The 1261-nt window shown below is 71.9% G+C and carries 1 protein-coding gene; it reads left to right on the top strand.

Features of this window, described 5'->3' with window-relative positions:
* Window positions 1-1006 (top strand): heavy metal translocating P-type ATPase (locus tag ABZ260_RS51275; protein ID WP_355633302.1); only part of this gene is annotated, 1006 nt, incomplete at its 5' end.
* Between the last annotated feature and the right edge of the window lie 255 nt (window positions 1007-1261).

Below are 1261 nucleotides of genomic sequence, written 5' to 3'. Positions count from 1 at the left end.
GCTCCGCGATGCCATCCGGGCCGACGCCGCGCGGACGCTGCGGCGGCTGCGCGCCGCGGGCATCGAGCGGGTGGTCATGCTCACCGGAGACCGGGCCGAGGTCGCCGAGAGCGTGGGCGTGGTACTCGGCATCGACCGGGTGCTCGCCGAGCAGACCCCCGCGGCCAAGGTCGAGGCGGTACGGCGGGAGGCGACCGGCGCGGTGACCGTGATGGTGGGCGACGGGATCAACGACGCCCCGGCCCTGGCGGCGGCCGACGTCGGAGTGGCGATGGGGGCCCGGGGGTCCGCCGCCTCCACCCAGGCCGCGGACGTGGTGCTCACCACCGACCGCCTGGACCGGCTCGCCGACGCGATGGACGTCGCCCGCCGCTCCCGGCGCATCGCCGTACAGAGCGCGGCCACCGGGATGGCGCTGTCGCTGCTGGCCATGGTGGCGGCCGCGGCCGGCGCCCTGCCGCCCGCGGCCGGCGCCCTCCTGCAGGAGGGCATCGACATCGCGGTGATCCTCAACGCGCTACGGGCGCTGCGTCCCACGCGGGGAACCCGGCCGCTGATGGACTCCGCCACCGAATCCCTGCTGCGCCGCTTCGAGATGGAGCACTCCTCGCTGCGGCCGACCCTGGAACTGATCCGCGAGACGGCCGACGAGCTGGGCAGGATCCCGCCCACGGCGTCACTCGATCGGCTGCGAGAGGTCCAGGCATTCCTCACCGAGCGACTGCTGCCTCACGAACGGGCCGAGGAGCAGCGGCTGTATCCGGCGATGGGGCAGGTGCTGGGCGGCCCGGAGGTCGTGATGACCATGAGCAGGGCGCATGCCGAGATCGAACGCCTGGTACGACGCCTGGGAAGTCACCTCACCCTCATCGAGGCCGACGGGCCACGCCCGGAGCAGCTCGACGACCTGCGCGCCTGCCTCTACGGCCTGTACGCCGTTTTGATCCTCCACTTCGACCAGGAGGAGGAGGCCTACTTCTCCCTGGCCGCCGGTTCGTCGGCGTGACCCGGCTTGCGAAGGCGTGAACGGTGCGCATTCCCTGTCACATCCGATCGCCGCCCTGGTCAGACGAGGCGTGTCGATTTTCACCGGCCCCGATCGACGCACAGCTGGAAACCGGCGAGGATCGGTTCTCTGAGCACCCGAAGGAGATATGACGATGCGATTCCTGATGACCACCAAGGGCGGCGACGCGGCACCCCCGAGCGAGGCGGTCCACGCGGAGATGGCCGCGTTCGTCGAGGAGATGACCCGGGCGGG

It is taken from the genome of Streptosporangium sp. NPDC006013, from assembly GCF_040614275.1.
In the GTDB taxonomy this organism is placed as follows: domain Bacteria; phylum Actinomycetota; class Actinomycetes; order Streptosporangiales; family Streptosporangiaceae; genus Streptosporangium.
This window is presented reverse-complemented; position numbering and strand designations above follow the sequence as displayed.